Origin of the sequence: Stenotrophomonas sp. PUT21 (genome assembly GCF_052232875.1) — a bacterium.
In the GTDB taxonomy this organism is placed as follows: Bacteria; Pseudomonadota; Gammaproteobacteria; order Xanthomonadales; family Xanthomonadaceae; genus Stenotrophomonas; species Stenotrophomonas maltophilia_N.
Genome location: NZ_CP197645.1, coordinates 3,640,139 through 3,665,962, shown reverse-complemented (window position 1 = coordinate 3,665,962; position 25,824 = coordinate 3,640,139). Strand labels below are relative to the sequence as shown.

Sequence of the window (25,824 nt, the reverse complement as noted above, 5' to 3'; positions counted from 1 at the left end):
TAGGCGTTATCATGCACCCCCTTTTTTACCAACCAGGCCCACTGAAATGACCGATTGGTCCCTCGACCAAGCCCGCAAGACCTACTCGATTCCGCATTGGGCGGATGGTTACTTCGACGTGGATCAGGCAGGACACATGGTGGTGAGACCGACTGGCCAGGACGGCCCGGTGGTATCGCTGCCGAACATCGTCGATGCCGCCCGCGAGGCCGGCGCCAAGCTACCGCTGCTGGTGCGCTTCCCGGACATCCTGGGCCAGCGCCTGGGCAAGCTGCAGGCCGCGTTCGCGCAGGCACAGAGCGACTGGGACTACCCGGGCGGCTACACCGCCGTCTACCCGATCAAGGTCAACCAGCACCGTGGCGTGGCCGGCACCCTGGCCAGCCACCACGGCGAGGGCTTCGGCCTGGAAGCGGGCAGCAAGCCCGAGCTGATGGCCGTGCTGGCGCTCTCGCGCCCGGGTGGCCTGATCGTCTGCAACGGCTACAAGGACCGCGAGTACATCCGCCTGGCCCTGATCGGCCGCAAGCTGGGCCTGCAGACCTTCATCGTGATCGAGAAGCCCTCCGAGCTGAAGCTGGTGCTGGAGGAATCCAAGGCGCTGGACGTCAAGCCGGGCCTGGGCGTGCGCATGCGCCTGGCCTCGCTGGGCGCGGGCAAGTGGCAGAACAGCGGTGGCGACAAGGCCAAGTTCGGCCTCTCGCCGCGCCAGCTGCTGGACCTGTGGAAGTCGCTGCGCGATACCGAATACGCCGACTGCCTGAGCCTGCTGCATTTCCATATGGGCTCGCAGATCTCCAACGTGCGCGACATCGCCAACGGCATGCGCGAAGCCACTCGTTACTTCGTGGAGCTCTCGCGCCTGGGCGCCAGGATCACCCACGTGGATGTCGGCGGTGGCCTGGGCGTGGATTACGAAGGCACCCGCTCGCGCAGCTTCTGCTCGATCAACTACGGCCTGAACTCCTACGCCAGCAATATCGTGCAGCCGCTGGCCAACGCCTGCGAAGAGCACGGCCTGACCCCGCCGCGGATCGTCACCGAGTGCGGCCGCGCGATGACCGCGCACCACGCGGTGCTGATCGCCAACGTCTCGGAAGTGGAAGAGGCGCAGGAAGGCCGCGTGCCGGACCAGCACGACGACGAGCCGGCGGCGATCCGCCACCTGCGCGAGATCCATGCCGAGCTCGATGAGCGCCCGGCGGTGGAGCTGTTCCAGGAAGCGCAGCACTTCCATGCCGAAGGCCTTGCCAGCTATGCGCTGGGCCAGATCGACCTGCCGCAGCGCGCCCGCATCGACGACCTGTTCTACGCCATCGCCCATGCCGTGCGCGCCCGCCTGAGCTATGACGAGAAGAGCCACCGCCCGGCGCTGGACGAGTTGAACGAGCGCCTGGTCGACAAATACTTCGTCAACTTCAGCGTGTTCGAATCGATCCCGGACGCCTGGGCGATCGACCAGGTGTTCCCGATCGTGCCGATCGAGCGCTTGAACGAGCAGCCCGAGCGCCGCGGCATCATCGCGGACATGACCTGCGATTCGGACGGCATGGTGAAAACCTATGTCGAGAACGAAAGCCTGGATACCTCGCTGCCGTTGCATGCGCTGAAGTCCGGCGAAAGCTACCGCATCGCGTTCTTCATGGTGGGCGCGTACCAGGAAATCCTGGGCGACATCCACAACCTGTTTGGCGATACGGATGCGGTGGAAGTGCTGGCCGATGCCGATGGCTACGCGATCACCCAGCAGCGCCGCGGTGACACCACCGATGTGATGCTGGACTACGTGGGCTACAGCCTGGCCGACCTGCGGGCGAGCTACGCCGCGCGCGTGGCGGCGGCGAAGCTCTCGCCCGAGCGCGCGCAGGAACTGTCCGAGGCACTGGAAGCCGGTCTGACCGGCTACACCTACCTGTCCGACGAACCGCTGGCGTAAACCAGCGGCGACGGGTGACGGCCTTCGGGCCTCACCCGGCTGTCTGTTACCCCGGGCGCTGCCCGGCGGTCTTTCCAAGGCACCCGACACCGGCATGAGCGCGCGCGCGATCTTTCATCTGTTCCTGCATGCGGCCGTCCCCGCGCTGCTGGCGTGGATGTTCTGGCGCAAGCGGTTCATGTCCGCCTGGGTGCTGATGCTGCTGGGCTGGATCATCGATCTGGACCACCTGCTGGCCGACCCGATCTACGCCCCCAACCGCTGCAGCATCGGCTTCCATCCGCTGCATACCGCACCGGCGATCGCGGTGTATGCGGGGCTGTGCATACCGAAGAAGACGCGGTTGTTCGGGATCGGGCTGATGATCCACATCGTGCTCGACGCGATAGATTGCTGGTGGATGCACCAGGCCCGTTGAACCACCCGCCCCCGGTAGAGCCGACCGTTGGTCGGCTGGCGCGCGCTTGGGCGCGTTAGGGTCTTCGCGAAAAGCAGCCGACCAACGGTCGGCTCTACCCGGTGGTGGGCCAGCCTGCCGGCAACGTCAACGTCGCCCGCAATCCCGGCGTGCCATTGGCCAGCACCAGTGTTCCGCCGTAGCTCTCGGCGATGTCCGCCACGATCGCCAGTCCCAGTCCGCTCCCCGAAGCGCGCTCATCCAGCCGCACGCCGCGCTCCAGTACCCGCTCCAGCTGCTCGGCCGGAAGCCCGGGGCCGTCATCGCTCACCGTGATGCGCAGCTGACCCTGCAGCGGTGCCACCTCCACGCGTACCGCCTGCGCGGCCCACTTGCCGGCATTGTCGAGCAGATTCCCGAGCATCTCTTCCAGATCCTCGCGCGCACCGGCGAACACGCTGGCATCGTTGTTGTCGCAGGTAAAACGCAGCTCGCGCGCGGCATGTACGCGCTGCATCAGGCCGCACAGCGCGCTCACCACCGGCGCCACCGGCGTGCGCTGCTGGCTGTCCGCACCGACGCCTGCAGCGAGGTAACGATCAATGCTGGCCTGCATGCGCGCGCTCTCGCTGCGCAGGGTCTGGCGCCAGTGGCTGCCGTCGCCCTCGGCCTCGGTGGTGAGGACGGTCAGCGGCGTCTTCAGTGCATGCGCCAGGTCTTCGGCACTGCGGCGTGCGCGTAGCACCATGCGCTGGTGGTGATCGAGCAGCGCGTTGAGCTGGCCCGCCAGCGGCGCGACTTCCTTGACCAGGCCCTGCTGCGGGAAGCGCACGTTCTCGCCGTTGCGCACCTGCCCGGCGATGCGCCCCAGTTCGGCCAGCGGCCGCAGGCCGTAATGCACCTGCGTCACCAGTACACCGAACCACAGCGCGATCAGCACGGCCAGCGCCAGCGCGGTGCGCTGCCGGAAACTGGCGACCTGTGCATCCAGCGGGCTGCGGTCGGTGGCGACCATCACGATCACCGGCCCGGCGGCACGGGGCAGGGTGACCTGCTGGGCCAGCACGCGCAGGGATTGCTTCAACGGGCCGCTGGCATCGAAAGCCTGCGCCGGCCCCGGTTGCAGCGCGGTCGGTGCGGCCAGCGCGTCGTCCCACAGCGAGCGCGATTGCCCAAGCGGGCGGCCCTGCGCGTCCAGCACCTGCCAGTAGTCGCCGGAGAACACACGGCGGTAGCGCTCGTCGGCCAGGGTGTCGCGCCAGTGCAGCTGGCCGTTGGCATCGCTTTCGGCCAGTGCCAGCACCGCGATCAGATCATTGCCCAGACGCTCGTCCATCGCGGTGCGCGCAGAGCGTTCAAACATCGCGCCCAACCACCAGGTGGCCAGTGCGGAGACCAGTACCAGGCCCAGGCCACCGGCCACCAGCAGGCGGGTGCGCAGCGAGCCGGTGGTCATGGCGTCGCCGACAGGCGGAAACCCTGCCCGCGATGCGTGTGGATCAACTCGCTGCCCAGTTTGCGGCGGATGCGCCCGATCAGCACGTCCAGCGTGTTGGAGTCCGGATCGAAACCGTCTTCGTAGACGTTCTCGCCCAGCCGGGAACGGCTCAGCACGGTGTCCGGGTGGTGCATGAAGTAGCTGAGGATGCGGTGCTCCTGCGCGCTGAGCGCCAACGGCGCACCGTCGAGTTCGAAGCGGCCGGCATTGACGTCCAGCACCAGCGGGCCGCACTGCAGGCGCGGATGCGCGTGGCCGGCACTGCGGCGGATCAGGGCGCGCAGGCGCAGCAGCAGCTCTTCAGGCTGGAAGGGCTTGGTCAAATAGTCATCGGCGCCGGCATCGAAGCCGGCCAGCTTGTCGTGCCAGCGGGCGCGGGCGGTCAGCACCAGCACTGGAAAGTCCCGCCCGGCCTGGCGCCAGCGCTCGATCACGCTCAGCCCGTCCAGGCCCGGCAGGCCCAGATCGACCACGGCCGCGGCGATGTCCTCGATCTGGCCCTGGTACTCGGCGTCCCGGCCCTCCGCACTGTGGATGACCACGTAGCCGGCCTCTTCCAGCAGCGTCTGCAGGCGGCTGGCGAGCAGGGCGTCATCTTCGGCAAGCAGCACGCGCATCAGTCTTTTTCCATTTTCAGCAGGCGGCCGGTCGCGGCATCGTAATCGAGCTCCATCACCACGCCGTCCGGGCCGAGGATCTCGACCTCGTAGGTGTCGTCATCCAGTTCCACCTCGATGAGCTTGCCGGGGTAACGCCGCAGCGCATCGGCGACCACCTGTTCCAGCGGCACGAAACGGCCCTGGCGCACCGCCTGGCGCACGCTGTCCTGCTGGCGGCTGCCACCGTCGAGCACCCGCATCGGGTCCTGCGGGGCCAGGGTCAACAGCAGGGGCAGCATCAGGGACAGGGCGGACATACGGGCACGCAGGGCAAAGGGCAGGCCACCGGTATACCGGGGATGTCTAAACAGTATCTAACAGTCGCGCTCATGGTCCGGTTAGGCGCGATGACCACACTGGCGGTGCCGGAATGGACCGGCGCCCCCTCAAGGATTCCCATGAAGACGATGATTGCCGCGACCGCCCTGGCCGCTGCGCTGTTCGCTACCCCGGCGTTCGCCGCCAACCTGTCCGCCGCCCAGGTGCAGGCCAAGCTGAGCGCGGCCGGCTACACCCAGGTGCACGAGCTGGAGCACGACGATGGCGTGTGGGAGGCGGATGTGACCCGCAAGGACGGCACCGTCGATGAAGTGATCATCGATGACACCAAGGGCGAGATCTTCGACCCGCGTGACGGCCGCGCGCTGCTGGATGCCGGGCAGATCCTGGCGCTGGCGGGCAAGGCCGGGCTGACGCAGATCGAGTCGCTCGAGCGCGATGGCGGCACCTGGACCCTGGATGCGCGCAATGCCCGTAACCAGCGCGTGGAAGTGCGCATGAGCGGTCACGATGGCCGCGTGCTGGCCAGCAAGCGCGATGGCTGGTGGGACTGATCCGGCCACGCCACCGCGCGCTGGATGCACGAACGGCCGGGTTTCCCCGGCCGTCCTCACAAGTACCTGGGGGCGGCAGCGCTTACCAGCGCGCCGGGTAATCCCAGTAGCCCGGGCCACGCCCGTAACCTCCGTAACCCCCGAAGCCGTCATAGCCATACGGACCGAAGAAGCCGGGGCCCTTGCCCTCGCTCACCCGGATGTTGACGTTGACGTTGCGGGTGTTGCCCTCATCGGTGGTGTAGTTCTTGCTCAGATTGAGCTCGGCCGCGTTGTAATGGCTGTTGCCGTAATTCTCGGAATAGCCGATGCCGGTGGTGAAGCTGCCGTTGACCCGCAGCTTGTCGTCGGTCACATGGGCAATGCCATTGGCGGCCCGGTCGGTGGAGCGCCGGCCGGTGCGGTCGCCGTAGAAGGTGCCGGGCGGATCGCCGCGCAGGGACTGATCGCTCAGGTACTGCAGCGGCGCGTCCGGGATGCTCAGGTCCAGTCCGGTGGCGGACTGCGGGCCGGTGGCGCCTGCAGCAGACTGGGCCAGCGCCACACCGGGCAGGGACAGGCACAGCAGCAGGGGAAGCAGGCGGATCATGAGAGGCTCCGGAGCGGACAGGCGGGACGGCCGACAGCGCTGACGCTAGCAGCCGTAGTTTGAATGATGCCTGTCATAGCGTGCGTTGCAAGGGGAACTCAGCCCAACCGGTCAAATCCGAACAGCTCGGCCAGCGGATGCCGGCGGCGTTCGATCCGCGCCCGCAGCAGCCCGGCGCCGATCATGGAGTAGGTGATCCCGTTGCCGCCGTAGGCCATAGCGAACAGCACCCGCGGCCCCCACTGTGGGTGCGGACCGAAGAAGGGCAGGCCATCGTGGGTCTCGGCGAAGGTGCCCCCCCAGGAGAACGCCGGCTGCAGCGGCAGGTGCGGGAACAGCTTGGCGGTCTTCTTGAGCAGCTTGCCGGTCTTGCTCTCCACACGCCGGTCGCGCCGCGCCGGGAGATCGATGGCGTCGTCTTCGCCGCCGATCAGCAGCCGGTTGTCGCCGGTACTGCGCAGGTAAAGATAGGGCCGCGCCGATTCCCAGGCCATCGTCTCGCGCAGCGGGCCGAGCAGATCCGGGTGGATCGGGTCGGTGATGAACGCGTAGCTGCTGCGGTTGCGCGCCACCGAGGGCTTCAGCCAGCGCTGTCCGGCATAGCCGGTGGCCAGCACCACGTGGCGGGCGCGGATGCGTGCGCCGCCCAGGGTGGTGGCGGTGACGCCGCGCGGGGTGGGCGTGAGGGTATCGAGCACGGTGCGGTCGTAGACCCCGCAGCCGCGCGTGTGCAGCCGCATCAGCAGGCGATAGGTCAGCCGGTACGGATCGATGCGTGCCGCCAGCGCGCTGAGGATCGCCCCGGGCGCCCGGATGCCGTACTCGTCCCCGACCGCCTCGCTGTCCAGCCAGCGCACCTCGAAGCCGTGCTTGGCACGCAGCGCGCACTCTTCGGCCAGTACGGCCCGATGCCCGCGCTTGCTCGCGTAGTACAGGCTGGCCATGCGGTGGCAGTCCACATCGCGGAACGGCGCGGCCACCGCGCAGATGGCCGGAATCGCATCGGCACAGGCCTGGTAGGCCTGCACGGCGGCGTCCTCACCGTAGCGTTGGGCGAGGTCGATCAGGTGGGTGTCGATCTCATACTGCAGCAGCGCGGTGCTGGCCGCCGTGCTGCCCCAGCCGATGTCGCGCTGTTCGATCAGCGCCACATCATGGCCGTGCGCACACAGCTCGTCGGCGATCAGCGCACCGCTGATACCGCCACCGACCACCAGCACCTCGCAGTTCAGATCGTTTTCCAGCGGTGGAAACGCATGCATCAGGCCGTTGCGCACGGCCCAGAACGGGTAACCGCTCTTCAGATCCATTGCAGCCTCAAGCGGTGGGGTGGCCGGTATGCGGGGTCTGGATCAGCTCGGTCAGGTCGAAGCCCTGCAGGCGCGCCTGCGCCAGGTAGTGTTCCTGGGTGGTGCGGTCGAGCGTGGGGGTACGCGAGAGCAGCCAGAGGAACTTGCGGTCCGGGCTGCCGACCAGCGAAACGCTGTAATCCGGCGCGATCTGGATCACCCAGTAGTCGCCCTTGGTGAAGGGCAGCCAGCGCAGGCCTTTGGGCAGGAAGCTGACCTCCAGCCGCGCGGTGTCGTTGTCGACCGGGCAGGCTTCACCCTCGGCTTCCTCGATCTCGTTGCCCATGCGGCAGCGGTTGACCACGGCGACATGGCCGTTGTCTTTCAGGCTGTAATGCGCGGACACATCGGTGCAGCCTTCCGGCTCGTGCTTCATCGGCAGGCGGGCGATCTCGTACCAGGTGCCCAGGTAACGCGGCAGCTTGAGGTCGGGAACGGTTTTCAGGTCGGGATGTGTGGTCATGGGCAACGGCTGGTGGGAATGCGACCCCACGATGCCGGGCCTGCTGCCACGGCCGGGTGAAGCCGGGGCGAGTACGGGGTCGAGAACGCTGCGTTGTCGATGCGTCATGCTGCGGCCGGGTGGGCGGCGCTATGCTGGGGCGGAGCGCCATGAGCGCTTCTTTCAACAGCGATGGAGATGCGGATGTACCAGGTGATTCTGCTCAAGAGCGAAACCGGCTTTGCCCGCCAACAACGGGAGACGGCCGATGATGTGGTCGACCATGACGGGGTGACCTACACCCTGCGCGCCGGGCCGCGGCAGCCGCTGCCGACCGATCACGCCTGGGACGAGATCGCAGTCTACGCGCCCGAAGAGATCACCGAAGAAGAGTTCCAGGACTGGTACGCCCGCCTGCAGCCGCAGGTCGAAGAGCTCCGCCTGAAGTACTGAGCGGCCGCATACCTGTTCTGAACGGGGCCCGGTTTATAGTCGCGGGCAGGCGCGGTGGTCCGCGCGAACCGTTGGTGCTGGCGTGTCGCTTCGTCATTCTTCGTGTGTGGTGCGGTCGTTGTCGTGGCTGCTGTTGTTGGCCTGGCTGGGGGCCGCGCCGATCGCGCTGGCCCAGGCTGGCGATCCGGATCCGGACCCTGCCAAGCAGCTGGTCCAGGCCGAAAAGACCTTCCGGTCCATCAGTGACGACCTGGAGGATGCGGCCACCACAGAAACCCTCAAGACGCTGTCCGACCGCGCCCTGGCCGTCCAGCGTGATGCGGACGGCCTGCAGAGTGCGCTGGACCCGCTGCTCAAGCAGGTGGACGCGCGCCTGTCCCAGCTCGGCGAGGTGGCCGAAGGCACCGTCGAGCCGCCGGAAGTCAGCCGGCAGCGCAAGGCGCTGAACCAGCAGAAGGCCGACATCAACGCGCAGATCGCCCGCGCCAAACTGCTTTCGGTGGATGCCAAGCAGCTCGGCGAGCGCATCGAGAAGATGCGGGTCACCCAGTTCAGCGAGCAGCTGACCCGCAAAGTCGCCTCGCCGTTGTCGCCCGCGTTGTGGCGCAGCTTCGCCAAGGATGTGCCGGCTGATGTGGATCGCCTGGCCATCCTGTACCACATGGGCGTGGACACCGCGCGCAAGGCGATCGCCAGGCACGGCTGGACCGCGCCGCTGATCGGCCTGGGCGTGGCCCTGGTGATGTTCTTCCCGCTGCGGCTGTGGCTGCGCGCGCTGGGCCGGCGCTTCGCCGCCTCCGAGCGTGCACCGGATGGACGGCTGCGCCGCTCCGGGCTGGCGGTCTGGCTGCTGCTGGTCGGCACGCTGCTGCCCGGCCTGGCCGCGGTTGCGCTGATCGAATCACTGGATGCGATCGGGGCGATCCCGGCGCGTCTGCAGTCGGTGGCCGAGACCTTCGAGGTGGCCACCTTCGTGGCGGCCTTCATCGCTGCGCTCAGTGCCTGCCTGCTGGTGCCCAAGCGGCCGTCGTGGCGGCTGCTGTCGCTGGATGACAGCGCGGCCTGGCGCCTGCGCAAGTACGCCTGGGGCGCGGCCGGCCTGACCTGGCTGAGCATCATGCTGGTTGCCCTGGACCGTGCGGCACGCACCAGCGAGGTGACCACGGTCGCCGTGGACGGGCTGATCGCGCTGACCTACATGGGGCTGATCATCGCGATCCTGGTCTCGCTGGCGCGCATGCACAACCGCCAGGCGGCCGAAGCTGCCGAAGCCGAAGCGCGTGCCGATCCCCGCGCCGGTGGCGATGGCAAGGTACGCGGCGCACCCCGTCGCAGCGGCTGGATCGTGCTCGCCCGCCTGGCCGGCCACATCGCCGTGGCAGCGGCGGTGATCGCCACCCTGCTGGGCTATCTCAACTTCGCGCTGTTCGTCGCCCAGCAACTGGTCTGGGGCGCAGTGGTGCTGATGGCCGTCTCGCTGTTGCTCAAGTTCGCCGATGACCTGGCCACCTGGGCCCTGGCGCCCAGCAGCCGTGCCGGGCAGACCATCGTGTTGACCACCGGGCTGAGCGAGGCGCGGGTGGAGCAGGCCGGCGTGCTGCTGTCGGCGGTGCTGCGTGTCGGTGTGATCCTGCTCGGTCTGCTGGCGCTGGCGGCACCGTTCGGCAACCTCAACGCCTTCCTTGGTGGGCTGGATTCGCTGTCCGGCGGGCTGAAGATCGGCGAGACCACCCTCAGGCCGAGCACCGTGATGTACGCGGTGCTGGTGTTCCTGGTGGTATGGGCGGTCATGCAGGCGTTCCAGCGCTGGCTGAGCGACACCTACCTGCCCAAGACCGAACTGGACGCCGGTGCGCGCAACTCGATCAGCACCGTCACCCGCTACCTCGGCATCATCGCCGCGGTGCTGTGGGGCCTGACCGCGCTGGGGATCGGCTTCGAGAAACTGGCGCTGGTGGTCAGCGCACTGTCGGTGGGTATCGGTTTCGGCCTGCAGGCGATCACCCAGAACTTCGTCTCCGGCCTGATCCTGCTGGCCGAGCGGCCGGTCAAGATCGGCGATTGGGTCAAGCTGGGCGACCAGGAAGGCGACATCAAGCGGATCAGCGTTCGCTCGACCGAGATCCAGGTGGGCGACAAGTCGACCTTGATCGTGCCGAACTCCGAGCTGATCACCAAGACCATCCGCAACATGACGATGGGCAACGCGCAGGGCCGGATCCAGATCCAGTTCTCGGTGCCGTTGAACACCGACGTGGCCGCATTGCGGCAGATCCTGCTGGATGCGTACACCGATCACCCAGGCGTGCTGAGTGATCCGGCGCCGTCGGTGTTCATCGATTCGATCGCCAATGGGCAGATCGCGATCAACAGCTTCGCCTACGTGTCGGGCCCGCGTGCGGTATACGGCGCACGCAGCGAACTGTACTTCACGATGCTGCAGAGGTTTGCCGCTGCCGGGATCGCGCTGTCGGCGCCGACGGATATCCATCTGGTGCGCGATCCGGCCGCCAAGCCGGACCCGGACGCGTAAAGAAGCCGGTGCCGGCCCATGGTCGGCACCGGCCGTCAGCCGCGGTTCCCGCGGCGCGAGGGCACCAGCGCGAAGGTATCCACGGCCAGCTTCTCGGCGTGGTTCAACCAGGCGCGCACTTCCAGATCATCGACCTCATGGTCCAGGCCGAAGCTCAGGTTGATGCGGCCCTCGGCATCGGGCTGCACCCACTGCTGGGCCACCACCACCTTGCGCTGCGAGGAGACCGCTTCGATCCAGAAGCCGCGGTCGGGTGACTGCTTGGTCACCAGCTGCACCATGTACTGGCCGGCGCGGGTGCGGCGGCCCTTCTGCGTGATCATGTGCGCCTGGCGGATGCTCGGGCGCGGGCCGTTGAATGGATCCAGCGGGCCATCCACCGCCACGCCACCGCGCAGCTGGTCATCGCGGAACAGCTTGATGCCCTTGTCCTGGTTGACCAGCATCGCGCACCAGTCGCCATCGGCCGAGCCGTCTTCGAACGCAGTGCAGCGGTCCACGTAGGCCAGCGTATTGGACGGGTCGGCCAGATCGAACTGCTTGGAGGTGTTCTCCAGGTAGACCGACTTCAGATCCCAATGCTTGTCGTACTCCAGCAGCACCGGCGGCTGCACATGCTGCAGGCCGATCACCACCTGGTTGTCGTCATCGATGCGCAGCTGGCGGGTTTTGTCGCCCAGCCACAGCGAGCGCGAGAACGCGAGGTAGCGCGGGTAGTCCTTGCCGTTGTCGCGGAACACCGCGGCGCTGGCACTGTCCGAGCGCTCCGGATGCAGCAGCGAGCGGCCGAAACCGATCGAATCGATGGCCGGGTCGATCAGGCTCAGCAGGGTCGCGCCCGAGTCCAGCGTCGAGCCGGCCGGAGCGGTCAACTGGCGCGGGGCGATGTCCTTGCCCAGGAACAGCAGCAGGTTCTCGCGGTCCTGCTTGGCCAGGATATGGCTCAGATCGTTCGGCATGGCCAGGTGATCGGAGGCGATCACGATCAGGGTGTCCTCGCCGTACGGGCTGGCCTGGATGCGATCAACCAGCTTGGCGATCAGCCCGTCCGTGCACTTGAGTGCGTTGAGCATGCCGATGTTGCCGTGCTCGCTCTGGTAACGGGTGCCCTTGCAGGCCACGGGCAGGTGACCGGCGGGATGATGGGTGTCCATGGTCAGCGTGGTGAGCATGAACGGTTCGCCCTTGCGCGAGAGCTGCACGAAGCGGTCGTACGCCTTGTCCAGCAGCACATCGTCATGCACGCCCCACGGCGAGAAGTGCGCGCGGGTGATCTTCTGCTTCTTGAACCAGGCCAGGTCGTCCACGGTATCGAAGCCATGCGTGGCCAGGAACTGGCCCTTGCCGGCGAACTGGCCGTTGGCGCCGCCCAGGTAGTGATTGGTGTAGCCCTGCTGCTTGAGGTAATCGCCCAGGCAGACCGCTTCGGGCAGGAAGCTGCCCATGCGGCCCATGCTGTTCTCATCTTCCTTGGCGGTGGTCAGCGGCACGCCGCACATCGAGGAGACCAGCCCGGCGATGGTCCAGCCACCCCCCTCGGCCGAGACCAGCCCGCGCACGTCCAGCGACTGCGCGGCCAGCCGGTTGATATTGGGCATCAGGTCCGGGAAGGTGGTTTCATTGAGATAGGTGCGTTCCAGGCTTTCACCGTAAATCCACACGATGTTGCGCGGCTTGGTCAGCGGCTGCTGTGGCACGCGGTACTCGGCCTTGACCATGCTGTAGTCGACCGGGCGCATCTGCTGGTACAGGCGCTGGCCATCGCTGTAGAGCGGGCTGACCACGATCGCGACGAACCACATCGCCATGAAGCCGGCGAACACCGCCTTGCCATGTGCCCGGCGATCCCGACGACGGAAGCGGGCCAGCAGCAGCGGGGACAACGAGAGCAGGGCCAGTGCGATGAAGCCGGCGATGTAGTGCTTGAAATCGGCGATGCCGGCGCCTTCCATGTCCGCACCGAGGTGGTACAGGGTGGCGGCATTGAGACCATCACCGGACAGCTTGTTGATCAACCACCACGCACTGAGGGTCAGCAGCAGCAATGACATCAGGCTTGCCTTCCACCACACCCATTTGTCAGATGCGAGGAACAGCCAGGCGAGCAGCAACAGAGACAGCAGCAGGATCCAGAGCATAAGCACTTTTGGCAGTGGAGACAGGTGGTGATGGACGTCATGACGACGTATGTCCCATCCGACCGGCTGTCCCAACCACACATGCATGACAAGCCGATGACTCGATCATGCCTGCACGAACCTGACTGAAATGTTTGTTGAAAACGACATTCGTACACACGCATCGCACTGCGATATGCGACGTAAAACACGCGTGAAGAAGGGCGCACGATGCTGCAGTGCATCGTGCGTTATCCGTGGTGTTTTCCGTTGTGTCTGAATGCGTGGTACGCGCGGCAGGTGCGTCAGCGGTGCCCGCGCTCTTCCTTCGAGCGCGCACGACGATCGAAGATCAGCGCACTGAGGATGATGCCCAATCCGAGGAACACGCCGATCAACATCAAGGTGAACGCGATGGCGGGATAACCGAACAGATGCCAGCCGGTATCGACCTTCATCATCATCGCCGCGGCAAGAATCAGGGCGGCGGTGACGATGCCGGCAGAGACGCGGTTGGCGATCTTCTGCAGGTTTTCCATCAGGCGTGATTCTTCCAGCCCGGTGACCTTCATCTGCAGGCGGTTCTCGGCGAGCAGCGCGAGGATGTCGGTCATCTTGCGCGGCCCATCGCGCAGCAGTTGCTGCATCTCCATCGCCTCGCTGGCGAGGTTGGCGGCCGACAGCGATTTCTTCAGGCGCGCACGCATCACATGCTGCAGCTGTTTCTCCACGATGCGCCGGGTATCCAGGTCCGGCGACAGCAGCCGGCACACGGTTTCCAGATTCAACAGCGCTTTGCCCAGCAGGCTCAGCTCCGGCGGGGTGCGCAGGCCGCTGGCGGTGGCGATGCGGACCAGGTCCAGCACCACCCGGCCCTCGGAGAAGCTGCTGTTGGCGGCATACCGCGCGATGATCTGCCCGGTCTCGCGCAGATAGCGCTCCTCATCGAAGAACTCCAGCCGCGTGCTGATGCCGATGATTTCATCGGCGACTTCTTCACCGCGCCCGTCCACTGCGGCGAACAGCAGTTTCAGCAGGCGCTCGCGCAGGCGCGGCGGCATGTGCGCGACCATGCCCAGGTCGAAGATCGCCAGGCGCCCGGCCGGGGTGACGCGCAGGTTGCCCGGATGCGGGTCGGCATGGATCTCCCCATGCACGAAGATCTGGTCGACATAGCCGCGGATCAACGCCGCGGCCAGCGGTGCCATCGGCTGCTCGGTGCGGCGCACATCGGGGATCATGTCCACGCGCACGCCCTGCGCCAGCTCCATGGTCAGCACGCGGTGGCTGCAGTAATCCCAGATCGGCTGCGGCACCCACAGCGGCTTGAACGGCTTGAGGTGCTGGCCGAAGCGCTGCAGGTTCTCGGCCTCGGCCTGGTAGTCCAGCTCCTGCATCAGGGTTTTGGCGAACTCATTGAGCCAGTCGCGCAGGCGCACGCGACGGCCGACCTGGGTGAGATGATCGGCGGCCAGCGCGAAGCTGCGCAGCACCTCCAGATCCGAGCGCAGCTGCGCGGCGACCTCCGGCTTCTGCACCTTGACCGCCACCTGGCGGCCATCGTGAAGCTCGGCGCGGTGCACCTGGGCGATCGAGGCGCAGCCCAGTGGCACCGGGTCGAAGCTGGCGAACAGCTTGGATACCGACGCGCCCAGTTCCTTTTCGATGATCGCCGCGACGCGCTCGACCGGGATCGGCGCGACGTTCTCCTGCATGCGCTCCAGGGCCGTGGCGAACTCCACCGGCACCATGTCCGGGCGGGTGGAGAGCATCTGGCCCAGCTTGACGAAGGTCGGCCCCAGCGACTCCAGGTCGGTGACGAACTGCTCCGGGTTGCCCTCCGGTGGCACATCGTGGACCGCGCCTGCGTCCAGGTTCATGCCGGAAAACACGCCGGAATTACGGTAGCGCAACAGCAGGCGCAGAATCTGGCTGCGGCGGTTCATGCCCTTGACCAGCGACGGCGAACCGGGGACGACGGGCGTGGTATTCAAGCAGGACTCCGGGGCGACGATCACCGGCAGTGTGGCCGGGTGGCAGTGGTGGACTGGTGAATCCGCACCCGCTACCGCGACAGGGCTCGGATCGGTCAGAATCGGCGCTCCCGCTTCCTCCTTTGGATCCACCATGGCCGGTGCCAGTCTGTTCGCGTTGCTCGATGACATTGCGTCCCTGCTGGACGATGTGTCGGTGCTGACCAAGGTGGCGGCCAAGAAAACCGCCGGCGTGCTCGGCGACGACCTCGCGCTGAACGCGCAGCAGGTGACCGGGGTCAGTGCCAACCGCGAGCTGCCGGTGGTCTGGGCCGTGGCCAAGGGCTCGCTGGTCAACAAGGCGATCCTGGTGCCGGCCGCGCTGGCGATCAGCGCCTGGCTGCCCTGGGCGATCACCCCGCTGATGATGATCGGCGGCGCGTTCCTCTGCTACGAGGGCGTGGAGAAGCTGGCACACCGCTTCCTGCATTCGCGCGACGAGGATGCGCAGCGCAAGGCCGAGCGGGCCAAGGCCCTGGCCGACGAGAAGGTGGACATGGTCGCGTGGGAGAAGGACAAGGTGAAGGGCGCGATCCGCACCGACTTCATTCTGTCGGCGGAGATCATCGTGCTGTCGCTGGGCGTGGTTTCCAGCGCACCGTTCCTCAACCAGGTCAGCGCGCTGGTGGTGATCGCGCTGGCGATGACGGTGTTCGTCTACGGTCTGGTCGCCGGCATCGTCAAGCTGGACGATCTGGGCCTGTACCTGTCGCGCAAGGGCGCGGCGCTGGCCGCGGTCGGCCGTGGGCTGCTGGTCGCTGCACCGTGGCTGATGAAGTTCCTCTCGGTGGCCGGCACCGCGGCCATGTTCCTGGTCGGCGGCGGCATCCTGGTGCACAGCATCGCGCCGCTGCACCACGCCATCCTGGAGATGGGCGGTGACGGCAGCTGGGGCTGGTTGATCAACGCCTTGGGCAACGTGATCGTCGGGGTGGTGATCGGCGCGGTGGTCTTGGCGGCGGTGACCGGGTTCCAGAAGCTGCGCGGGGCCAAGCCCGCGCACTGAGGGGCACGCGCGTCAGGCCGGCTCCCAGCCGCGCAGGGCCTCCAGCTCGGCGCGGGCGCGGGCCAGCCGGCGGCCGGACAGCGCATCGATCGCCCGCTGCAGCCACGGCGAGCCCGGTGCGCGCTGGACCCAGCGACGCGCAAGAATCAACGCGGCCAGCATGGCCAGCGCCCCTGCCGCCAGCGAGGCCAGCAGCCACGGCGCCGCGAAGGTGCCCAGATCCACGCCCCAGGCCTGCCAGGCCACCAGCACCGGTACCGCCAGCCACAGCCAGCACCAGGGCAGGCCGAGCAGCAGTTCGGTCAGTGCGGTGTGCCGGCGCAGCGCGGCCAGCTGTCGCGATTGCTCGACCACGGTCTGCGTCGGCTGCAACTGCCGGCGGCGATGCAGCCGGGTGATGCTGGCGATGATCACGGCGATGCAATACGCATGCAGCGCCAACGCACTGAGCATCACCGCCAGCGGTGGCTGCTGCCACCATTGGCTGCCGCAGTAGACCGCCAACGCCAGCCAGGCCACCAGTTGCAGTCCCTGCCACAGGCTGAAGAGGCCGAGCTGGCGTTCAACGCTGCGTTGCCGATGGCTGCGCCACGCCTCCAGCGCGAAGGTTTCCTGCGCATCGGTGGGGGTGCCGACGCTGTTCCACAGGTGCTTGAGGTCATCCGGTTGCATGGCGGGGCTCTCAGTCGGTGGGGTTCAGGCGCGTACGCAGCTGCTGGCGCAGGCGGTGCAGGCGGGTGGAGACGTTGGCGACGCTGATGCCCAGCACCTCGGCGATCTGCCGGTGGTCGTGATCGTCCAGGTGCAGCAGCATCAGGGCGCGGTCCAGCGGCGGCAGCGCATGGATGGCGACCTCCAGCTGGTGCAGGGCGTGGCGCTGCTCGGGCGGCGCGCGCTCGTCGGCGGTGGCGGCGGGCAGCGCGTCGTCCAGCGGCGCGTGGTGGCGCTGCCGATGCTGCTGGCGGCGCCATTGCGAGATCGCCACGTTGAGCGCGAGCCGGTACAGCCAGGTGGAAAAGCGCGCCCGTGCCGGGTCGAAATCCTCGAACGCCGCCCACGCCTGCACGCTGATCTCCTGGACCAGATCGAGCCTATCCTCGGGGTGGCGGCAATAGCCGCGCGCCACCTTCAGCACGATGCCGCGGTGCTGCTCCAGCAGCGCGGCGAAGCGCGGGCGCAGATCGGTGTCGGTACCGGGCCGTGTCATGTCCATACCCGGGTGATTCGCGCCGCTGCGCGGAATATCACAGGCGCGGGCTCAGCGCGGCGGCTCGGCCGCCAGGACGCGGTTCTTGCCGACCCGCTTGGCCGCATACAGCGAGGCATCGGCGCGCCGCAGCAGCGCCTCGGCTGGCTCGCCCGGTTGCCACTGCGCCAGCCCGGCACTGAAATGCACCGGCACGCGCTGTTCGTCCAGCGGCAGCGGCCGCTGCGCCAACGAGCGCTGCAACCGCAGCAGGGTGGACATACTGTCCGCCGCCGGCGTTTCCGGCAGCAGCAGGACGAACTCATCGCCACCCAGCCGGGCGATGGCATCGCTGCTGCGCAGGTGCAGCTGGCAGACACCCACCAGGTGGCGAAGGACCGCATCGCCACCGGCATGGCCGTGCAGGGTATTGGTCTGGTGGAAATCGTCCAGATCCAGCAGGGCCAGCGCCAAGGGATGGCCGTGGCGGGCGGCGCGCGACAGTTCGCGTTCCAGCAGCTCGTCCAGACCGCGGCGGTTGAGCGCGCCGGTCAGCGGATCGGTGCGGATCAACCCGGACACCTCGCGCAGCTCCTGCTCCAGTTCGGCGATGCGCTGTTCGGCCTGTTCCACTTCGCGGCGCGCATTGCCCAGGTGATCGCGCGCCTGCAGGGCCTGATCCTGCACGCGCCCGGTGTCCTGCAGCACGTCCTGCAGCAGCTGGTTGAGGTCGGCGATGCTGCGGGCTTCCTTCAGCGCCAGCGCGTAGCTGCTGATCCGGTCATGGTATTCGCCGGTGCTCACGGCCATGCCGTCCAGGCGTTCGATGAAGCCACCCATGACGTTCTTCATCGCCGCTTTGGATTCGACGATGCCCTGCTTGAGCAGCCCTTGCTTGTAGATCACCTCGCGCAGGTTGGCGCGCGCCTGTTCGACCGAATCGCGGTCCAGCGGGCCGCCGATCAGCGAACGCACCGCGTGGACCTGGCCGTGCAGCCAGCTGCTGTCATCGAGCAGCTCGCTGATATTGTCCAACAGCAGATCGAACAGACTCAGCAGCAGCTCCTGCTGCTCCTGCCAGCCATCGCTGCGCACGCCGATCTGGTGCGAGAGCTCGCGCAGGCGCTGTTCGATCGGCTGCAGCGGCTGGCCCGGATGCCAGTGGCGCAGTTCACCGGCCAGCTGCACCGGCTCCTCGCGCAGCTCGGGCATGTTCTGCAGCAGGCTGGCCACGGTCACCCCGACGGTATGCCGCAGCAGCTCGCGCAGGCGCAGGCTGTCGGGCTGGCCGTCGGGCGTTTCCTGCTCGATGGTGCGGATGTACTTGTCGATCAGCTGGCGCATCGCGCGGCCGTAGCTGACCCAGTCGGCACTGCGCTGCGCCGACTGCAGGCGCAGGCCCATGTCGCCCAGTTCGCCGGGCAGGGTGGACATGCCATTGGCGAACGCGGCCAGCAGCGGCTCGGGCGCATCGATGCCGGCGAACAGCCGCTGCAGCATCGCGCTGCTGCCGCCTTTGGGCCCCGGGGCCGGTTCGCCGGCGGCGTCCACCCCGGTGCCCACGCTCTGCCGCCGCGACAGCAGCCGCCCGACGGCGGTGCCGGGGCTGGGGGGAGTGTCGTGCGGGTCCGTCATGCGGCAGATCCTTGCAGGGCACGGCCGGAGGCCGGCGCGGTGGAGAGGTGGGAACAGTATCGGCGCAGCGGGGCCGGCCTTGAACCGGTCATGCATGGCAGGATGGTAAGCACGGCGACGGCAGGAGAGTGCGATGAAGGTGATGCTGGTGGGTGCGACCGGACTGGTCGGTGGTCATGTGCTGCGGCAACTGCTGGACGACCCGCGTTGCGATGCGGTGATCGCCCCGACCCGCCGCGCGCTGGATACCACGGATGCAGCGCTGCTCAACCCGGTGGTGGACTTCGCGCAGTTGCCGGCCCAGGCCGACTGGTGGGCGGTGGATGCCGTGATCTGCGCGCTCGGTACCACGATCAAACAGGCCGGCAGCCAGGAAGCGTTCGCACGGGTCGACCATGATTTTCCGCTGGCGGTGGCACGGCTTGCACGCGCCCATGGCGCGCATGCCTTCGCATTGAACTCGGCAATGGGCGCGGATGCGGGCTCGCGGATCTTCTACAACCAGGTCAAAGGGCGGCTGGAGCAGGACCTGCGTGCACTGGGCTACCCCTCGCTGACCCTGGTCCGCCCCGGGCTGATCGGGGGCGAGCGTGCCGAACGGCGTACCGGCGAGCATCTGGCCAGTGTGGTGCTGGGCGTGCTCGGTCCGCTCCTGCCGCGCGCCTGGCGGATCAATCCGGCCGGGAACATCGCCGCCGCGCTGGTCGAGGCGGCGCTGGTGCCCACGCCCGGCGTCAGGATCGTGGGTTCGGCCGATCTGGCGGAGCGCTGAGCCGCTGACGGCCGGATGCGCGGCGACCCGGTCACTGCGCTACCCTTTCAGCCCCTTTAGCGGTCCCTGCCATGTCCGTCGACAAGAACCAACGCGATCTCGAAGCCGGTATCCACACCGATCTGGAGGGGCGGCTGACCTACGGCGGCTACCTGCGCCTGGACCAGCTGCTGTCGGCCCAGCAGCCGCTGTCCAACCCGCCGCACCATGACGAAATGCTGTTCATCATCCAGCACCAGACCTCCGAGCTGTGGCTGAAGCTGCTGGCGCACGAGCTGCGCGCGGCGATCGGGTTCCTGCAGCGCGACGAGGTCTGGCAGTGCCGCAAGGTGCTGGCGCGCAGCAAGCAGGTGCTGCGCCAGCTCACCGAGCAGTGGTCGGTGCTGGAGACGCTGACCCCCTCGGAGTACATGGGCTTCCGCGATGTGCTGGGCCCGTCCTCGGGCTTCCAGTCCCTGCAGTACCGCTACATCGAGTTCCTGCTGGGCAACAAGAACGCGCAGATGCTGCAGGTGTTCTCGCACGACCCGGCCGGCCAGGCCCAGCTGCAGGAGGTACTGGATGCCCCCAGCCTGTACGAGGAATTCCTGCGCTACCTGGCCCGCTTCGGCCATCCGGTGCCGTCCGGCTACCAGGGCCGCGACTGGCAGCAGCCCCACGTGGCCGACGATGCGCTGCACCCGGTGTTCGAGCGGATCTACCAGAACACCGACCGGTTCTGGCGCGAGTACGCACTGTGCGAGGACCTGGTCGATCTGGAAACCGCCTTCCAGCTGTGGCGCTTCCGCCACATGCGCACCGTGATGCGGGTGATCGGCTTCAAGCGCGGCACCGGCGGCTCCAGCGGGGTCGGCTTCCTGCGCCAGGCGCTGGAGCTGACCTTCTTCCCGGAGCTGTTCCAGGTGCGCACCACGATCCGCAACGACGACCCGATGCCGCCGGACGCCTGAGCCGGCACCGACCGCAATAAGCCTATTCATATTTACCTGCCCCATCCGCCGTACGGTGCGGCAGGCCCCGCCGTTGCTGCGCTGCCGGGCGTTGGCCGGAAGTTGTAGATGCAAGTTCAGCGACCATGCTGCCAGCGGCACACATCAGCGTGTATTTGACGTGAACGTGGTTGGTCTGGGATTCTCCCGCGCTGCCTTCGCACATCGGACGTGCATGTCTTCCACCGAACCCAGGAATCCCGCATGAGCGTAGACGCCGCCGCGAAATCCGTTCCCGATCCGGCGTTGCCGGAGTTCAAGACCACGCTGGGCCATCCGCGCCCGTTGTGGATGCTGTTCATGACCGAATTCTGGGAACGCTTCGCGTTCTACGGGATCCGCTGGGCCCTGGTGCTGTACATCGTCGCGCAGTTCTTCGACGGTGATTCGGCCGGCCAGGCCGCGGCCAGCCGGACCTACGGCGCCTACCTGGCGCTGGTCTACGCCGCCGCGATCTTCGGTGGCTACGTCGCCGACCGGGTGCTGGGCTACCAGCGTTCGATCCTGACCGGCGCGGTGATCATGGCCGCCGGCCTGTTCATGGTCGCCATGCCCAACAAGGAGATCTTCGAGCTGGGCCTGGCCACGATCATCATCGGCAACGGTCTGTTCAAGCCGAACATCTCGACCATGGTCGGCAAGCTGTACGGCCTGAAGGATGAGCGCCGCGACTCGGGCTTCACCATCTTCTACATGGGCATCAACATCGGCGCGATGATCGCCCCGGTGCTGACCCAGTACCTGGCCGAGAGCGTGTTCGGTACCAAGGCGATGCCGTCCTACAAGATGGTCTTCATCGCCTCGGGCATCGGCATGCTGATCAGCCTGGCCTGGTTCTACGTTGGCCGTGCCGGCCTGAAGGGCATCGGCGCCCCGCCGGCCGGTGCCGAAGGCTATGGCCGCATCGTGATGGTGTTCATCGGTGCGATCGTGGCGATCCCGGTCGCCTTCTTCCTGCTCTCCACCGGTGCCACCGCACTGGCCTGGATCCTGGGCGTGATGTTCATCGCGCTGGCGATCCTGCTGCTGGTCGAAGGCATCCGCGAAGGCAAGGTCCAGCGCGACCGCGTGATCGCGATGCTGATCATCTTCACCTTCAACGTGATGTTCTGGATGTTCTTCGAACAGGCCGGCAGCTCGTTCACCTTCCTGGCCGACAACATCGTCAACCGCAACCTCGGCGGCTGGGAATTCCCGACCGCCTGGTTCCAGTCGGTCAACTCGGTGGCGATCATCACCCTGGCGCCGATCATTGCCTGGATCTGGATCAAGCTGGGCCGCGCCAACCCGTCGATCCCGCGCAAGTTCGGCCTGGGCCTGCTGTTCAACGGTGCGGCGTTCGCGCTGCTGATGGTGGCGCTGTCGAGCATGGTCGTGGACGGCAAGATCCCGTTCTGGACCCTGTTCATGGTCTACGTCATCCAGTCCATCGGTGAGCTGTGCCTGTCGCCGATCGGTCTGTCGATGGTGACCAAGCTGGCCCCGGTGCGCCTGGTCGGCTTCGGCATGGGCGGCTGGTTCCTGTCCACCGGCATCGGCAACAACATGTCCGGCATCTTTGCCGGCGTGGTCAGCGGCGAAGGCGGCATGACCGTGGAATCGGCCTTGAAGGGCTACACCTTCGGCTTCTGGGCGTTGATTGGTTCCGGCGTGGTCCTGTTCCTGGTCGCGCCGCTGATCAACAAGCTGATGCACGGCGTCAAGTGAGGTCTGCGATGCGCATGAAAGCGGCGGGAATGTCGATGATCGTGGCCGGCCTGCTGGCCGCCTGTTCGCCGTCGTTGGCGCCTACCGCTGCGCCCGCGCAGCCGCTGGATACGTCCGAGCAGAAGGCCCCGGTCGCCGATCCCGGCGCACCGGTGGCCTCGGGCAACACCCCGGCCGCGGCGGATATCGCCGCGATCGCCGCGCTCAACGCCCAGTTCGATCCCGCACGCGACCCGGTCGCCGATCTGGCCACGGCCAAGGTCGAGGCCCAGCGCGGCGGCAAGCGGATCATCCTGGATGTGGGCGGTGAGTGGTGCCCGTGGTGCCATCTGATGGACGGGTTCATCGAAGGGGATGCGGAGATCCGCAGCTTCCGCGATGCGAACTACGTCTGGATGAAGGTCAACTACAGCGAAGACAACGAGAACGCGGCGTTCCTGTCCCAGTTCCCGGCAGTAAAGGGCTACCCGCACCTGTTCGTGCTCGATGCCGATGGCAAACTGCTGCACTCGCAGTTCACCGGTGAGCTGGAAGCGGACAAGGGGCAGAAGAAGGGCTACGACCGTGGCCGCTTCTTCGCCTTCATGAAGCAATGGGCGCCACCGAAGGCGTCGTGATCGACAGGGCCGCGGATTCCGCGGCCTTTTTTTTGCCCTCAATTTCCGCGCCACTCTGCCGCTACCCCCAAGGACCTCATGCCGCGCTGTTCGTGGCGGGCAACCGACGGAATTGGACGCATGCAGCCGGGCACCAGTGACACCACCACCGATGTTTCCCTCGATGCGCCGGCCGGCGTGAGCCTGCCGCCGGTCGATGTGCTGCTGGACGACCAGACCGCACCGGACGCGTTCGATGGCGAGGCCGAGGGCGAGACGCCGGCACCGGGTGCGATCCGCTACCGCCTGCCGATGGTCTCGGTGCCCGACAACGTGCTGCTCAAGGCCGCCGTGCAGAAGCTGGTCGAGCAGAAGGCGCAGCTGGACGCGCTGGCACGCCAGGGCAGACTGCCCGGCCTGATGCCGGCCGAGTGGCAGGGCAGCGGCCTGCGCGGGGTGGACCTGCAGGGCTTCGTGCTGAGCGTGGTGCCGTTCCTGCAGAACGCCAGCAAGGACGAAACCGCCCCGGCGCGCCTGCCGCTCAAACACGTGCTGGGTGATGCCGGCCGCTGGGACCAGCACGACGTCGAAGAACCCAGATCGCTGGCGTTCTTCCTGGCCAGCGATGATCGCGCCAGCGCCGGCGCCAAGGATCCTGCCGAGGCCTACCTGGTCGGCGCGCTCGGCCTGGCCTGGGCGCACGAAGGCCGCACCCGCCCGGGCTTCCTGCGTGAGATGGGCTACGACAGCATGGCCGCGCGCGTGCACCTGCTGCCTTACCCGGCGGCGGCGCAGCTGGCGCTGTACAGCGTGACCGCGCACGGGGTGACCCAGATCTGGTGCGTGCTGGATCGTCGCAAGGTGCGCCCGCTGCTGGCGCCGTGGATCAGCGTGCCGCTGCTGACCGCCTATGGCGTCAATGCTCCGCAGACCTGGCCGACCAGCTTCCCGGCGGTCGACGAGGTGGCGGCGATGCTGGCCGCCGCGCGGGGTGGCAAGGGGCCGGTCGAAGCGGACCTGGGCAAGGTGGCGGCAAAGGTTGCCCAGGACGCCTCCGGCGAAGCCTGGATGCCGGTCAGCCTGCTCCAGGTCGGTACGTGGTCACCGCGCTGGCGTTACTTCATGGCCACCTTCATCGGGTTGCCATCGCTGCTGCTGGTGGTTGCCGTGCTGGCCCTGCCGGGGGCGATCGAAGCGGCCGCCGTGGCGGCCTCGCTGGGGTTCGCCGGTGGTGCGATCGGCGCGCTGGCCGCGCCCTGGGTGCATGCGCGGCGCAAGCACCTGAGCTGAGGCGCGTGCGCCAACGACCCACGCTCGTCGGCTACTCGTCCATCCGCTGCAGGCCTTCGCCGGCCAGGCGCAGGATCAGCGTTTCCAGCATCTGCTCTTCGTCCTCGCTGAGCACGGACATCAGCTTGCGGGTGATGTCGATCACCAGCGGGGCGATGGTCTCGTATACCTCGAACCCGGCGGCCGACAGCGCCAGCACCGAGCGGCGGCGGTCGTCGCCATGGGTTTCACGCTTGATGAAGCCCCGTTCGAGCAGTCTGGCTACGGCGCGGCTGACCGCGACCTTGTCCATCGCGGTGCGATCGGACACCTCGCTGGCCGATGAGCCCGGGTACAGCGCCAGAACCGTGATCACCCGCCACTCGGGGATCGCCAGGCCATAACGGTCCCCATACAGCTTGGCGATGTTGCCGCTGACGCGGTTGGACAGAACGCTCAGCCGGTAGGGCAGGAACTGCTCCAGATCGAGCAGGGCGTGCGATGCGCGGATGCTGTGACTGCTGGGATCGGGCGGGCTCATGCTGCGGTGCACCTTGATGGTGGTTTCATGTGAAACTATAACCTACGTTCCGGACTCCGCATTCTCGCGGGTCTGCCTTCCTACCGCACCTGGTTTTTTCCGATGCGGACTGCTTTGGAGCCACAGCATGACCAGCCAAACGAGCACCGCGTCCTTCGCACCCGATCCGGGCATGCAGGTCACCACCTTCGAAAACCCGATGGGCATCGATGGTTTCGAGTTCGTCGAGTTCGCCGCCCCGGCCGGCCGTGGCGCGGAACTGCACGACTATTTCCGCAAGATGGGCTTCACCGCCGTGCTGCGCCACAAGCAGCGTGCGATCACGGTCTATCGCCAGGGCGACGTGAATTTCCTGGTCAACGAAGAGCCGGAGTCGTTCGCCTCGGACTTCGCCGAGAAGCATGGCCCGTGCGCCTGCGGTTTCGCCATCCGCTTCAAGAAGCCGGGCGATGAGGTCTACCAGATGGCCCTGGGCAATGGCGCCGAAGCGATCGACTTCAAGCCCGAGACCCGCGCCGTCGCGGCCCCGATCATCAAGGGCATCGGCGACTGCATGCTGTACCTGGTCGACCGTTACGGCGCCCACGGCAGCATGTTCGATACCGATTACGCGCCGATCGAAGGCGTCGACCAGCGCCCGAAGGGCTTCGGGCTGACCTTCATCGATCACCTGACCCACAACCTGTATTTCGGCAACATGCAGCAGTGGTCGGATTACTACGAACGGCTGTTCAACTTCCGCGAGATCCGCTACTTCGACATCAAGGGCCTCAAGACCGGCCTGGTGTCCAAGGCGATGACCGCCCCGGACGGCATCGTGCGCATCCCGCTCAACGAATCGTCCGATCCGAAGAGCCAGATCAACGAATACCTCGACGCCTACAAGGGCGAGGGCATCCAGCACATCGCCTGCTTCACCGAGAACATCTACGACACCGTGGAAGCGATGCGCGCCCAGGGCGTGGAGTTCCTGGATACGCCGGACACGTATTTCGACGTGATCGACATGCGCGTGCCCAACCACGGTGAAGACGTGGCCCGCCTGGCGAAGAACAAGATCCTGATCGATGCCGACCCGGAGACCAAGCAGCGCAAGCTGCTGCAGATCTTCACCACCAACTGCATCGGCCCGATCTTCTTCGAGATCATCCAGCGCAAGGGCAACGAAGGTTTCGGCGAAGGCAACTTCACCGCGCTGTTTGAAAGCATCGAACGCGACCAGATGAAGCGCGGCGTGCTGTAAGACGCGCGCTGTAACGCACCGGCAGCCGCCCGCGTTACGCT

Annotated in this window: 24 protein-coding genes; 12 read left to right on the top strand and 12 right to left on the bottom strand. The window is 67.1% G+C overall.

Annotation, left to right across the window (positions count from 1 at the left end; all coding sequences use genetic code 11):
• The first annotated feature begins 46 nt into the window (after positions 1-46).
• Together speA and ACTT2I_RS16520 are read left to right on the top strand one after the other, a co-directional pair.
• Positions 47-1,936 carry an arginine decarboxylase gene (gene speA, locus ACTT2I_RS16525; protein WP_421098832.1) on the top strand — a complete coding sequence of 630 codons (1,890 nt, stop codon included), beginning with the start codon at positions 47-49 and terminating at the stop codon, positions 1,934-1,936.
• A 94-nt stretch (positions 1,937-2,030) separates the two neighbouring features.
• Entirely contained in the window at positions 2,031-2,354 is a 324-nt protein-coding gene (locus tag ACTT2I_RS16520) for a DUF6122 family protein (protein ID WP_088433541.1), read from the top strand.
• 94 nt (positions 2,355-2,448) lie between these two features.
• On the opposite strand, the gene ACTT2I_RS16515 is transcribed toward ACTT2I_RS16520, so the two are convergent.
• The 3 genes from ACTT2I_RS16515 to ACTT2I_RS16505 are packed head-to-tail and all read right to left on the bottom strand — an operon-like array spanning position 2,449 to position 4,747.
• Positions 2,449-3,789: a sensor histidine kinase gene (locus ACTT2I_RS16515; protein ID WP_421098833.1), complete on the bottom strand. Its 1,341-nt coding sequence runs from the start codon at positions 3,787-3,789 to the stop codon at positions 2,449-2,451.
• Entirely contained in the window at positions 3,786-4,448 is a 663-nt protein-coding gene (locus ACTT2I_RS16510; RefSeq protein WP_123729931.1) for a response regulator transcription factor, read from the bottom strand. The genes ACTT2I_RS16515 and ACTT2I_RS16510 overlap by 4 nt, the downstream gene beginning before the upstream one ends.
• Positions 4,448-4,747: a PepSY domain-containing protein gene (locus tag ACTT2I_RS16505; RefSeq protein WP_088433544.1), complete on the bottom strand. Its 300-nt coding sequence runs from the start codon at positions 4,745-4,747 to the stop codon at positions 4,448-4,450. Before ACTT2I_RS16505 ends, ACTT2I_RS16510 begins: the two co-directional genes overlap by 1 nt.
• Positions 4,748-4,888: 141 nt before the next feature.
• Here ACTT2I_RS16505 and ACTT2I_RS16500 point away from each other — a divergent pair, with 141 nt between their 5' ends.
• Positions 4,889-5,323 (top strand): PepSY domain-containing protein, encoded by a 435-nt coding sequence (locus ACTT2I_RS16500; protein WP_421098834.1) that lies wholly within the window; start codon positions 4,889-4,891, stop codon positions 5,321-5,323.
• A gap of 82 nt (positions 5,324-5,405) precedes the next feature.
• Here the strand turns inward: ACTT2I_RS16500 and ACTT2I_RS16495 are convergent, their stop codons facing one another.
• The 3 genes from ACTT2I_RS16495 to ACTT2I_RS16485 form a co-directional block, all read right to left on the bottom strand.
• Positions 5,406-5,912 (bottom strand): hypothetical protein, encoded by a 507-nt coding sequence (locus ACTT2I_RS16495; RefSeq protein ID WP_088433546.1) that lies wholly within the window; start codon positions 5,910-5,912, stop codon positions 5,406-5,408.
• A gap of 98 nt (positions 5,913-6,010) precedes the next feature.
• Positions 6,011-7,222 carry an NAD(P)/FAD-dependent oxidoreductase gene (locus ACTT2I_RS16490; protein ID WP_421098835.1) on the bottom strand — a complete coding sequence of 404 codons (1,212 nt, stop codon included), beginning with the start codon at positions 7,220-7,222 and terminating at the stop codon, positions 6,011-6,013.
• Between the two features lie 7 nt (positions 7,223-7,229).
• Positions 7,230-7,724: a lipocalin family protein gene (locus tag ACTT2I_RS16485; RefSeq protein ID WP_293981496.1), complete on the bottom strand. Its 495-nt coding sequence runs from the start codon at positions 7,722-7,724 to the stop codon at positions 7,230-7,232.
• A 183-nt stretch (positions 7,725-7,907) separates the two neighbouring features.
• Here ACTT2I_RS16485 and ACTT2I_RS16480 point away from each other — a divergent pair, with 183 nt between their 5' ends.
• Positions 7,908-8,156 (top strand): hypothetical protein, encoded by a 249-nt coding sequence (locus tag ACTT2I_RS16480; RefSeq protein WP_088433844.1) that lies wholly within the window; start codon positions 7,908-7,910, stop codon positions 8,154-8,156.
• A 127-nt stretch (positions 8,157-8,283) separates the two neighbouring features.
• Positions 8,284-10,689, top strand: a complete 2,406-nt coding sequence (locus ACTT2I_RS16475) for a DUF3772 domain-containing protein (protein WP_421099393.1) — start codon at positions 8,284-8,286, stop codon at positions 10,687-10,689.
• A 35-nt stretch (positions 10,690-10,724) separates the two neighbouring features.
• Here ACTT2I_RS16475 and ACTT2I_RS16470 read toward each other — a convergent pair whose 3' ends face one another.
• The gene (locus ACTT2I_RS16470) at positions 10,725-12,827 is read right to left on the bottom strand and encodes a phosphoglycerol transferase I (protein ID WP_088433550.1); all 2,103 of its coding nucleotides are present in this window, start codon (positions 12,825-12,827) and stop codon (positions 10,725-10,727) included.
• Positions 12,828-13,111: 284 nt separating this feature from the next.
• On the bottom strand, positions 13,112-14,752 hold the full coding sequence (locus ACTT2I_RS16465) for an ABC1 kinase family protein (RefSeq protein WP_172407541.1): 1,641 nt from the start codon (positions 14,750-14,752) through the stop codon (positions 13,112-13,114).
• Positions 14,753-14,933: 181 nt separating this feature from the next.
• Here ACTT2I_RS16465 and ACTT2I_RS16460 point away from each other — a divergent pair, with 181 nt between their 5' ends.
• Positions 14,934-15,845, top strand: coding sequence for a DUF808 domain-containing protein (locus ACTT2I_RS16460; RefSeq protein WP_088433552.1), 912 nt, complete (start codon positions 14,934-14,936; stop codon positions 15,843-15,845).
• A gap of 12 nt (positions 15,846-15,857) precedes the next feature.
• On the opposite strand, the gene ACTT2I_RS16455 is transcribed toward ACTT2I_RS16460, so the two are convergent.
• Genes ACTT2I_RS16455 through ACTT2I_RS16445 form a run of 3 tightly spaced genes read right to left on the bottom strand, consistent with a single transcriptional unit; the run spans position 15,858 to position 18,666 of the window.
• Complete coding sequence (locus ACTT2I_RS16455) at positions 15,858-16,517, bottom strand: hypothetical protein (protein WP_293979862.1); 660 nt, start codon at positions 16,515-16,517, stop codon at positions 15,858-15,860.
• 10 nt (positions 16,518-16,527) lie between these two features.
• A complete protein-coding gene (locus ACTT2I_RS16450; RefSeq protein ID WP_421098836.1) occupies positions 16,528-17,058 on the bottom strand; it encodes an RNA polymerase sigma factor in 531 nt (176 codons plus the stop codon).
• Positions 17,059-17,103: 45 nt separating this feature from the next.
• On the bottom strand, positions 17,104-18,666 hold the full coding sequence (locus ACTT2I_RS16445; protein ID WP_421098837.1) for a diguanylate cyclase: 1,563 nt from the start codon (positions 18,664-18,666) through the stop codon (positions 17,104-17,106).
• A 133-nt stretch (positions 18,667-18,799) separates the two neighbouring features.
• Between ACTT2I_RS16445 and ACTT2I_RS16440 the strand changes: the two genes are divergently transcribed.
• The 5 genes from ACTT2I_RS16440 (at position 18,800) to ACTT2I_RS16420 (ending at position 24,020) form a co-directional block, all read left to right on the top strand.
• The gene (locus ACTT2I_RS16440) at positions 18,800-19,438 is read left to right on the top strand and encodes an NAD-dependent dehydratase (protein WP_421098838.1); all 639 of its coding nucleotides are present in this window, start codon (positions 18,800-18,802) and stop codon (positions 19,436-19,438) included.
• Between the two features lie 71 nt (positions 19,439-19,509).
• The gene (locus ACTT2I_RS16435) at positions 19,510-20,388 is read left to right on the top strand and encodes a tryptophan 2,3-dioxygenase (RefSeq protein WP_443096700.1); all 879 of its coding nucleotides are present in this window, start codon (positions 19,510-19,512) and stop codon (positions 20,386-20,388) included.
• A gap of 243 nt (positions 20,389-20,631) precedes the next feature.
• Complete coding sequence (locus ACTT2I_RS16430; protein ID WP_088433558.1) at positions 20,632-22,134, top strand: peptide MFS transporter; 1,503 nt, start codon at positions 20,632-20,634, stop codon at positions 22,132-22,134.
• A gap of 8 nt (positions 22,135-22,142) precedes the next feature.
• A complete protein-coding gene (locus ACTT2I_RS16425) occupies positions 22,143-22,751 on the top strand; it encodes a thioredoxin family protein (protein ID WP_421588827.1) in 609 nt (202 codons plus the stop codon).
• Between the two features lie 120 nt (positions 22,752-22,871).
• Positions 22,872-24,020: a hypothetical protein gene (locus tag ACTT2I_RS16420; RefSeq protein ID WP_421098841.1), complete on the top strand. Its 1,149-nt coding sequence runs from the start codon at positions 22,872-22,874 to the stop codon at positions 24,018-24,020.
• Between the two features lie 31 nt (positions 24,021-24,051).
• On the opposite strand, the gene ACTT2I_RS16415 is transcribed toward ACTT2I_RS16420, so the two are convergent.
• Positions 24,052-24,540 carry a MarR family winged helix-turn-helix transcriptional regulator gene (locus ACTT2I_RS16415; protein WP_088433561.1) on the bottom strand — a complete coding sequence of 163 codons (489 nt, stop codon included), beginning with the start codon at positions 24,538-24,540 and terminating at the stop codon, positions 24,052-24,054.
• 172 nt (positions 24,541-24,712) lie between these two features.
• On the opposite strand from ACTT2I_RS16415, the gene hppD reads away from it, so the two are divergent.
• Positions 24,713-25,783, top strand: coding sequence for a 4-hydroxyphenylpyruvate dioxygenase (gene hppD, locus ACTT2I_RS16410; RefSeq protein ID WP_421099394.1), 1,071 nt, complete (start codon positions 24,713-24,715; stop codon positions 25,781-25,783).
• The last annotated feature ends 41 nt before the right edge of the window (positions 25,784-25,824 follow it).

Bases quoted from the DNA above. Each gene is read 5' to 3' on its own strand.
- speA (WP_421098832.1), top strand. From the start codon at position 47: ATGACCGATTGGTCCCTCGACCAAGCCCGCAAGACCTACTCGATTCCG.
- ACTT2I_RS16520 (WP_088433541.1), top strand. From the start codon at position 2,031: ATGAGCGCGCGCGCGATCTTTCATCTGTTCCTGCATGCGGCCGTCCCC.
- ACTT2I_RS16515 (WP_421098833.1), bottom strand. From the start codon at position 3,789: ATGACCACCGGCTCGCTGCGCACCCGCCTGCTGGTGGCCGGTGGCCTG.
- ACTT2I_RS16510 (WP_123729931.1), bottom strand. From the start codon at position 4,448: ATGCGCGTGCTGCTTGCCGAAGATGACGCCCTGCTCGCCAGCCGCCTG.
- ACTT2I_RS16505 (WP_088433544.1), bottom strand. From the start codon at position 4,747: ATGTCCGCCCTGTCCCTGATGCTGCCCCTGCTGTTGACCCTGGCCCCG.
- ACTT2I_RS16500 (WP_421098834.1), top strand. From the start codon at position 4,889: ATGAAGACGATGATTGCCGCGACCGCCCTGGCCGCTGCGCTGTTCGCT.
- ACTT2I_RS16495 (WP_088433546.1), bottom strand. From the start codon at position 5,912: ATGATCCGCCTGCTTCCCCTGCTGCTGTGCCTGTCCCTGCCCGGTGTG.
- ACTT2I_RS16490 (WP_421098835.1), bottom strand. From the start codon at position 7,222: ATGGATCTGAAGAGCGGTTACCCGTTCTGGGCCGTGCGCAACGGCCTG.
- ACTT2I_RS16485 (WP_293981496.1), bottom strand. From the start codon at position 7,724: ATGACCACACATCCCGACCTGAAAACCGTTCCCGACCTCAAGCTGCCG.
- ACTT2I_RS16480 (WP_088433844.1), top strand. From the start codon at position 7,908: ATGTACCAGGTGATTCTGCTCAAGAGCGAAACCGGCTTTGCCCGCCAA.
- ACTT2I_RS16470 (WP_088433550.1), bottom strand. From the start codon at position 12,827: ATGCTCTGGATCCTGCTGCTGTCTCTGTTGCTGCTCGCCTGGCTGTTC.
- ACTT2I_RS16465 (WP_172407541.1), bottom strand. From the start codon at position 14,752: ATGAACCGCCGCAGCCAGATTCTGCGCCTGCTGTTGCGCTACCGTAAT.
- ACTT2I_RS16460 (WP_088433552.1), top strand. From the start codon at position 14,934: ATGGCCGGTGCCAGTCTGTTCGCGTTGCTCGATGACATTGCGTCCCTG.
- ACTT2I_RS16455 (WP_293979862.1), bottom strand. From the start codon at position 16,517: ATGCAACCGGATGACCTCAAGCACCTGTGGAACAGCGTCGGCACCCCC.
- ACTT2I_RS16450 (WP_421098836.1), bottom strand. From the start codon at position 17,058: ATGGACATGACACGGCCCGGTACCGACACCGATCTGCGCCCGCGCTTC.
- ACTT2I_RS16445 (WP_421098837.1), bottom strand. From the start codon at position 18,666: ATGACGGACCCGCACGACACTCCCCCCAGCCCCGGCACCGCCGTCGGG.
- ACTT2I_RS16440 (WP_421098838.1), top strand. From the start codon at position 18,800: ATGAAGGTGATGCTGGTGGGTGCGACCGGACTGGTCGGTGGTCATGTG.
- ACTT2I_RS16435 (WP_443096700.1), top strand. From the start codon at position 19,510: ATGTCCGTCGACAAGAACCAACGCGATCTCGAAGCCGGTATCCACACC.
- ACTT2I_RS16430 (WP_088433558.1), top strand. From the start codon at position 20,632: ATGAGCGTAGACGCCGCCGCGAAATCCGTTCCCGATCCGGCGTTGCCG.
- ACTT2I_RS16425 (WP_421588827.1), top strand. From the start codon at position 22,143: ATGCGCATGAAAGCGGCGGGAATGTCGATGATCGTGGCCGGCCTGCTG.
- ACTT2I_RS16420 (WP_421098841.1), top strand. From the start codon at position 22,872: ATGCAGCCGGGCACCAGTGACACCACCACCGATGTTTCCCTCGATGCG.
- ACTT2I_RS16415 (WP_088433561.1), bottom strand. From the start codon at position 24,540: ATGAGCCCGCCCGATCCCAGCAGTCACAGCATCCGCGCATCGCACGCC.
- hppD (WP_421099394.1), top strand. From the start codon at position 24,713: ATGCAGGTCACCACCTTCGAAAACCCGATGGGCATCGATGGTTTCGAG.